At 62.7% G+C, this 7,767-nt stretch carries 4 protein-coding genes and 1 pseudogene; 1 reads left to right on the top strand and 4 read right to left on the bottom strand.

Features of this window, described 5'->3' with window-relative positions:
* The first annotated feature begins 42 nt into the window (after positions 1 to 42).
* Entirely contained in the window at positions 43 to 4,239 is a 4,197-nt protein-coding gene (locus ACIQWO_RS26045) for an amino acid adenylation domain-containing protein (protein WP_402830407.1), read from the top strand.
* A gap of 46 nt (positions 4,240 to 4,285) precedes the next feature.
* On the opposite strand, the gene ACIQWO_RS26040 is transcribed toward ACIQWO_RS26045, so the two are convergent.
* The 4 genes and pseudogenes from ACIQWO_RS26040 to ACIQWO_RS26025 form a co-directional block, all read right to left on the bottom strand.
* A complete protein-coding gene (locus ACIQWO_RS26040) occupies positions 4,286 to 4,630 on the bottom strand; it encodes a hypothetical protein (RefSeq protein WP_402830404.1) in 345 nt (114 codons plus the stop codon).
* 68 nt (positions 4,631 to 4,698) lie between these two features.
* Entirely contained in the window at positions 4,699 to 5,448 is a 750-nt protein-coding gene (locus tag ACIQWO_RS26035; protein ID WP_402830402.1) for a hypothetical protein, read from the bottom strand.
* A gap of 25 nt (positions 5,449 to 5,473) precedes the next feature.
* Positions 5,474 to 7,441 (bottom strand): hypothetical protein, encoded by a 1,968-nt coding sequence (locus ACIQWO_RS26030; RefSeq protein ID WP_402830400.1) that lies wholly within the window; start codon positions 7,439 to 7,441, stop codon positions 5,474 to 5,476.
* 11 nt (positions 7,442 to 7,452) lie between these two features.
* Positions 7,453 to 7,767 (bottom strand): annotated as a pseudogene (locus ACIQWO_RS26025) (type VI secretion system tip protein VgrG); the annotation flags it as partial.

Here is a 7,767-nt window from a genome sequence, read left to right as displayed (position 1 = left end):
ATCTCCATTCGATTTCTGGTGGTTCGATAGAAGGATTTCGCGATGTCTCTCGCCAATTCGGCCAACGTGGCCCATGTCCCCAAGGCTGACGACTCGGCATTGATGCGACGCTTCCTCGCCTTGCCGGGCGACAAGCGCCGCGTGTTTCAGTCGCGCGCTCGCGAGCAGGGCGTCGATCTGGCCAGCCTGCCGATTCCCGGCGGGCTGCGTGACGGGGCCGATGCGCCACTGTCGTACGCTCAGCAACGCCTGTGGGTCGTGGAGCAACTGCATCCGGGCACGGGCGCGTACAACATTCCGGCCGCTGTGCGGTTGAAAGGTGCGCTGAACGTTGTGGCCCTGTCGCAGGCGTTCGCGGCCATCGTCGCGCGCCATGATGCGTTGCGCACCAGCTTTCACGACGGTCCGAATGGGGCCGTGCAGCGTGTGCATGACGATGTGCCGTTCTCCATCGACTATGAAGACTGGCAAGGCGACGACACGACCGTTGCGGATCTGGACGCACGTGTGCAAGTGTGCGCGCGTGACGAAGCGGTCCGTCCCTTCGCGCTGGACGTTGCGCCGCTGATGCGTGCGCGGCTGATTCGTGTGGCGGCCGACGAACATGTGTTGCTGCTCACGCTGCACCACATCGTGGCAGATGCATGGTCGATGACGCGTCTGGTCGAGGAGTGCACGCGTGGCTACGCTCAATTTGCCGGAGCGGGGACTCACGTCGCGCCGCTGCCCGCGTTGCCGGTGCAGTACGCCGACTACGCCATCTGGCAACGCGGCTGGCTCGAAGCCGGTGAGCTGGACCGGCAACTGGCCTACTGGCGTGCGCAACTCGGCGACGAACATCCGGTGTTGCCATTACCGACAGACCGCCCACGTCCGGCGGTCCCGAGCGGACGCGGCGCGACGTATGTCATGGAAGCCGACGCACCGCTCACTGCGCGGCTGCGTGAGTTGGCGCGTACTCACGACACCACGCTCTACACCGTGCTACTGGCGGCGTATGGCGTGTGGCTCGGACGCATTGCCGGTGTGCGCAGCGTCTGCATTGGCGTGCCAGTTGCCGGACGCGCGAAGCTGGAAACGGAGCCGCTGATCGGCTTCTTCGTCAACACGCAGGTGATGCGTGTGCCGCTCGATCCGAAGACATCCTTCGGCGGGCATGTCGCGACGATGCGCGCGCGGGCCATCGAAGCGCAAGCGCATGCCGATGTGCCGTTCGATAAGCTTGTGGAAGCGTTGCAACCGGCACGCGACGCGTCCGTCAACGCGCTGTTTCAGGCGAAGTTCAATCACGAGATTGCGCGTGACGCCGTGCCGGAGATGGCCGGTCTACGGATCGACCCGGTGGTCGTTGCCGGACAAAGCTCGCACTTCGATCTCTCGCTCGATACGCTGGAGCGCGGCGACACGTTGCAGATCGCGCTGACGTACGCAACGGATCTGTTCGACGCGACGACGGTGGAGCCACTGGCGCGTGCGTTCCACCGTCTGCTAACGCAACTGACCCATGCCCCGGACGACCGGCTCGCCGATATCGCGCTGAGCGCCGACGTGCCGGTCACGACCGACGGTGAGCGGCGCGTGTGGGACACGCGCGACTGGATGGAGACATGGGCGTCGCGCGTCGCTCAGCAGGGCGACGTGCTGGCCGTCGAAGGCGGGGACGGTGCCTGGTCGCGTCGCACGCTCGACGCGCATGCCAATCGCGTGGCGCACGCGCTTGCGACGCAGGGTGTTGGTGCGGAGGATCGCGTTGCGTTGCTGATGCCGCGCAGCGCCGGTTGGGTCGCCGCAATGCTCGGTGTGTGGAAGCTGGGAGCGGCTTACGTGCCGCTGGACCCGACGCAGCCGTCCGCACGTCTCGCGCAACTGATCGCAGCGAGCGGTGCAAAGGCATTGATCGTCGCGCCTGATGTGGCATCGGTCCCCCAGGTCGACGGCTGTCAGACGCTGGCCATCGCCGATGTGCTGGCGGGGGACGAGGCGCGTTTCGTGAGTCGCAGCGTGCATTCGGCGCAGGCGGCTTACGTCATCTACACGTCGGGGTCCACCGGACAGCCGAAGGGCGTCGTGGTGAGCCGTGGGGCGTTGCACAACTATGTGCAGGGCGTGACGTCCAGACTGCACGATCTCCCGGAAGACGCCGGGATGGCGATGGTCTCGACCGTCGCGGCCGACCTCGGGCACACGGTGCTGTTCGGCGCGCTAGCGATGGGACGGCCGTTGCATCTCATGCCGCAGGAAGATGCCTTCGACGCGGGACGCTTCGCCGAGTGGATGCGTGCACGCCGCATCGGGGCGACGAAGATCGTGCCGAGTCATCTGAAGGGGCTGATGCTGGCCGCGGGATCGGATGTGCTGCCGAACGACTGGCTGATCGTGGGCGGGGAAGCGGCCGATGCCGAGTTGCTGACGTTGCTGCATACCCATCGTCCATCGCTGCGTGTGCTCAATCACTACGGCCCTACGGAAACGACCGTGGGTGTGCTCACTCACCGTGCGGCATCGAACGATGCGTTGCTACCTGTCGGCCTGCCGTTGCCGAACGTGAGTGCCTACGTACTCGACGATAACCTTAACGCGGTGCCGCCGGGTGTGAGCGGCGAGCTTTACATCGGGGGTGTCGCGCTCGCACGCGGTTATCTCGGCGAGCCGGGCAAGACGGCAGAGCGCTTCGTGCCGGATCCGTGGCGTCCGGGCGTGCGGATGTATCGCACGGGCGATCGGGTGAAGCGGCGGGCAGACGGTGAAATCGTCTATCTCGGACGCGCCGACGATCAGGTGAAGATTCGCGGCTATCGCGTGGAGCCGGGCGAGGTGGCGCATGCCTTGCGTGCGCTGCACGGCGTGCAGGATGCCATCGTCCTGGTGGAGCGCGATGCGCGCGGGCAATCGCAATTGCTTGGTGGCTACACAGGTGAGCTGACTGAGGCCGATGCGAAGGCAGCGCTCACCTCGGCGTTGCCGTCGGCCTGGGTGCCGTCGCGGCTAGTGCGTCTGGCCGCGCTACCGCTTACGGCGAACGGCAAGGTGGATCGTCGCGCGTTGCTGGCGGCGATGTCGACCGACACGTCCGCCGAGGACGCGAAGGCGCAGGCGGCACCGTCAGGCGAGATTGGCGCGCTCGAAGCGCGCATCTCCGACGTCTGGAACGCAGTCCTCAAGACGGAGCAGGTGAGCCGAGACGCAAACTTCTTCGAAATCGGTGGCGATTCGATTCTGGCGTTGCAAGTGATTGCACGCCTCAAACGCGGGACGCCGTCGCTCAAGGTCAGCCTGCGCGAACTGATGCAGCACGGCACGGTGGCGCGTCTTGCTGCCGCGCTCACGCCTTCGGATGCTGCGCCCTCCGCCGGTGGCGACCTGCTGGTGCGGTTGAACGCCAGCAAGTCGTCGGCGCCCGCGCTGTTTTGCGTTCACCCGGCGGTGGGCACCGTATTCGACTATCGTCCGCTTGCTCAGGCACTGGCCGACGAACGTCCCGTGATCGGCATTCAGTCGCGCATGCTGATCGATCCGGCATGGTCCGATACGTCGCTCGACGAAATGGCGGGGCGATATGTCGACGCCGTGCGCAAAGCGCAACCGAGCGGGCCATATCACTTGCTCGGCTGGTCGCTTGGTGGACCGATTGCGATGGCGATGGCCGAGCGTCTGCGTGCCAGCGGTCAGACGGTAGCGTTCCTCGGGCTGGCGGATACGTTCGTGCCAGCACAACAAGATGATGTGCCACCGGTCGCATCGTCGCGCGACTGGACGGGCGATCTGCTCGACTACCTCGTCACGATCCTGCCGCAGGTCGATGCGACGAAGCTGCGCGCGTCGCTCGCACCACACGCCGGGAAGCCGCTGGATGAAGGCGTACTGGCGGCGGCCGTCGAAGCCGCATTGACGATGCAGGGGCAGGGCGGTGCGCCGGTGACTGCTGCGGGTGATTACGCGTCGCTCGGTCGCGACGAACTCGCGCACATGTTCCGCGTGACGGCGCATTTGCGCTCGCTGGCGGACGTCCATCGTTTGCGTCCGGCTGTCGTGCCCGTGCATGCGTGGTGGGTCGAGCGACGTGCGTCGGACGACCGCGAGCGGCTGTCGCGCGTGATGGGCGCAGCGCCGGTGTACGAGGGCACGGTCGCGTCGAGTCACATGCAACTGCCCCGCACGAAGGCGTGGATCGACGACGTTGCGCGCGCGGTGCGGGAGGTGAGCGAAGTGAGCACTACCGGGGTGAGCGTCGCCGCGTGAGATCGCGGCGGCGGAAGTTGCGGGTATCCTCCTGGCGGACTTGCCTTCACTCAAGTGCTTCGAAGAATTCGTCCGTCAGCAGTTGGTCACGGATCCACGACGCTGCAGTCAACAGAATCGGCAACGCGACCATCACGCCCACCATCGTCCAGAAGAATGCTGGGCTCTTCACACCCAAGGTATCCGCTCCCCAGATCAACCCGTTACCGAACCCCGTGAGTCCAAGGCAGAGTGGCAAGTTATAGCTCGGCATGCCCTCGTACCGAACTTCATCGATCTGTGCGAGTTCCACCCCGACCATGTTCCATTCGAGGCCAATCGCAGGTGCCTGCGACGGTGCAGGGGCGGCCTTCGAGATCGAGCGAGGACGACGCGGTAATGACAACGCCACCGTGACTGGTAACGTCGCCGAGGCAAACTGGATTTCTCATATCAGGGCGAGGAGGGAAAGGGGGGGGTTTAGTAACCGCGTTGGCGATCAGGGACAACCAACCGTGCGTCGGGATTTGTGGGTTTGATCGACGCGTCGCAACTGATCTGGTTTTGGCCGGAAGGGGTGGTGAACTTGTCGAAGATGCCTGGGCGCTGCGAAAGTGCGAAGCTGTCGCCTCTAGCTCCAGGGGGGTAAGGATCATTCAAGTTGATGTTTGGAACCAATGGATACTCGTCGACATAGGCTTCGCGCTTGTTGATTCTCTCTGCAACGTACAGCTTGTCCTTCGTAACAAAGACGCCGAAGTCTTTTGAGTTCTCAAACGGGCTGCGCGTGTAGGAGGTATAGGGAATGGCGCCAAAGGAGCGGCCGAAGTCCGTCGAATATAGGAGAAAACCTCGGCAGCCTCGTTCCGGACAAGCTATGTCGGGAGGGGCTCCCATAGGAAATGCCAGGTTACGTCCCGTCGGGTCATCATTGATGATCCAGCCTTGGTAGTTCTCCACGCCAGTTCGTCCAAGTGTGCGATGCAACCTAAGCTTCGTGTCGTTGTAATACGCTTCACCATAGTGGCAGTCGCGGTATGTCTCCAGCGTGACGAAGCGATGATCATCGATCCGGTAGATGACCTGTGCCGGAGTGTCATACGGCAGTTCCCGAGCTTTTAGAAAATCCGAAAGCATGAACACAAAAGGTTCGCTTTTTTTCTTGTCAATACTTCTGACGTAGTCGACCCCATGCCATAGCCAAGCAATGGCGCCGACGGTACTGGCCACAACAAGTGCGACCCAAGCAATCCGCCTAATCCCCATATACGACATCCTTGCCCTTGTAATCAGCCTGTCGGCCAAGGTACGCCTTGAGCGCCTGAATCGCCTCGTCGTTCTTCTCTGAGTTTGCTTTGTCGATTGCCGCTGGCCTAGGCACGGGTGCCATTACCCCGGTTTGGAAGTAGGGGTCATAACCCAGCGTCCAGTCGGCCTGTTTGATCAGTCGGAGCCAGAAATCCCGTCGCTTGTAGGCGTCGCAAAAGCCGATCGGCAAGTCGTACGCCACTACGCGCCGCATGAATTTTTGGTCACCGGGCACCGTGCTGTGATTGGTCGGCTCGGCCCTGTAATTGTCGCGCTCCTGGAGAGCCTCAGCTTCGTTTTTGTAGTCCACGACGACCCCGCGATAGCGTGGGTCGTATTTTTGTTCCTTCTTGGGCTCATAGAGCGGCCGAAAATACGGATAGGCATCATCCACGTATTTCATACTCCCCGGCTGAATCGGGTCCTCTTCCATTTGGCCCATCTCCGGTGCAGTCACGCGAGAGTCATCGAAATTTCTCATTTCCTCGGCGGTGAGGGGCTGCAGCACGGTCTCGGCATTGATCGTCACCGTCTTGTTGACGTCAGGCACCGTCCACAACAGCTTACCTAAGGCCTTTCGATTGCCGTTCCAGAACGACCACGACTCCACACCCGGTACCGGCTTCTGAATCGGCGGGAGAGTCCCGAAGCGTTTGATGCCGGGGGAGTCGCCCACAGGCGTGCCGCGCGCAAGCATGCGCTGCTTGACTGTGCTCCCCAACTCCATCAGCAACTTGTCACTCACTCCCTGCCAACCAATGCTTTGCAGCGGTGATGCTCCCATCACGCGGTCGTGCGGGGAGAAGTAAACGTAGAGCCGACCGTGGTTGTCCCGCTCGGGCACGCCCGACTCATGCTGATTGTCTGGCCGCCAGAAGTTCCAGTCCTCCGATGTGCCGCAATGCAGGCGCACCATTTCCGCTTCGCCCATGGGCCGACGGTCCTGTTGGATGCGCTTGACGACATTGCGAAACGTATTGACCCGAGCACTCGTGCTCTGACGTTCTGTCCCACAGGTGAGCAGATCCTCGACCTTGTCCTCCAGCGCATAGGGCGAGTTCATCACGAACAGCGCGTCGGGTGCACGTGTCTTGACCAGCAGGGTGGCTGCCATTGCCACCATGGTGCCCTGGCTGTGCGACATCACGGAGATCGTGTCGCGCGGACACTCGGTACGGATCCGGTCAATCAGATCGGCCAGGCGCTGTGCGGCGTGAGCAAAGTAGAGACGCGGTGGCGCATCGTCCAACTGGCGGTCCGACTCGGTATTGATGTTCTCTAGATCGAAACCGAGAACGCGTCTTTTGAACCCCTCTGGACTCCACATCTGCAGCAGGTTGTTGGTACCGTTCTGGAACGGGCCGCCGCCCCAGTACCAAGGGCCCAGCGCCTTATCATTCCAGCACGCACGCCCCCATTGGTTTACCCCATCGCGGTTGCGCATTGGGATGCGCCATTTCTGCTCGGTCCCGTCGGGGGCGCGGTAGCCCCAGTAGAAGCGGATCACTGGCGAGCGGCCAAGCTTACCGTGGGCAATTTGTCGCGGAGTCGCCTTCTTAGTGTTCGCATCGAACGTGGTATAGACCGTCGGCTGGAGCCACCATTCTTCTGGCAAATTTAGCCGTTCGTTGAGGCCGTCGCATAACGCTCTTTCGGCTTTGTCATACCACTCCCCTTCAGAATTCACCCCGTGCACAAAGATCACGATGCCTGGCAGGTGCGGCGGGATACGCGCCTCTGCCCGCACCTCGTAGCTGCATGGCGTGAGATACGACTTCCAGAACGGCTGCCCCAAGTGGTCGACCTGCATCGGCACGATGCGCGTGGCGAACGGGTGCTGGTACATCTTGCGGGGCTTCTTCTTACCCGCTTTCGGCGGCGCATCTTTGTCGGTCGACTTGGTGTTTTCAGTCATGATCGGTGTCGTTATGAATGCTGGAGCAGCAGCTTGATTCCCTGCGCCACGTCCTGCAGTCGCAGCGAGGTCTCGCCCTTGTCGTTGGTCACGCCTTCGACGATCTGGCCGTCGGCCAACTCGATCTTGTAGGGCTGATTGCGCATGGGCCGCCCGGAGAGGGAGTCGCCGAGCACGAAGCGCTCATCGTTATTGGCGTCGATCTGGCCGAACTCCGGCGGCGGCAATGAGAGCGACCCCGGCGCGTCCTTCTTCAGCTTGGCCATCTTGATGAGGAGGTTGCCTGCGCCGCCGACTTCCACCACGTCGCCGTGCACTTTGAGATA

This window comes from Pandoraea sp. NPDC090278, from assembly GCF_044772185.1.
Lineage (GTDB): Bacteria > Pseudomonadota > Gammaproteobacteria > Burkholderiales > Burkholderiaceae > Pandoraea.
The sequence above is the reverse complement of the archived record's forward strand: the minus strand, read 5'-3'. Positions and strand labels throughout refer to the sequence as shown.

Bases quoted from the DNA above. Each gene is read 5' to 3' on its own strand.
- ACIQWO_RS26045 (WP_402830407.1), top strand. From the start codon at position 43: ATGTCTCTCGCCAATTCGGCCAACGTGGCCCATGTCCCCAAGGCTGAC.
- ACIQWO_RS26030 (WP_402830400.1), bottom strand. From the start codon at position 7,441: ATGACTGAAAACACCAAGTCGACCGACAAAGATGCGCCGCCGAAAGCG.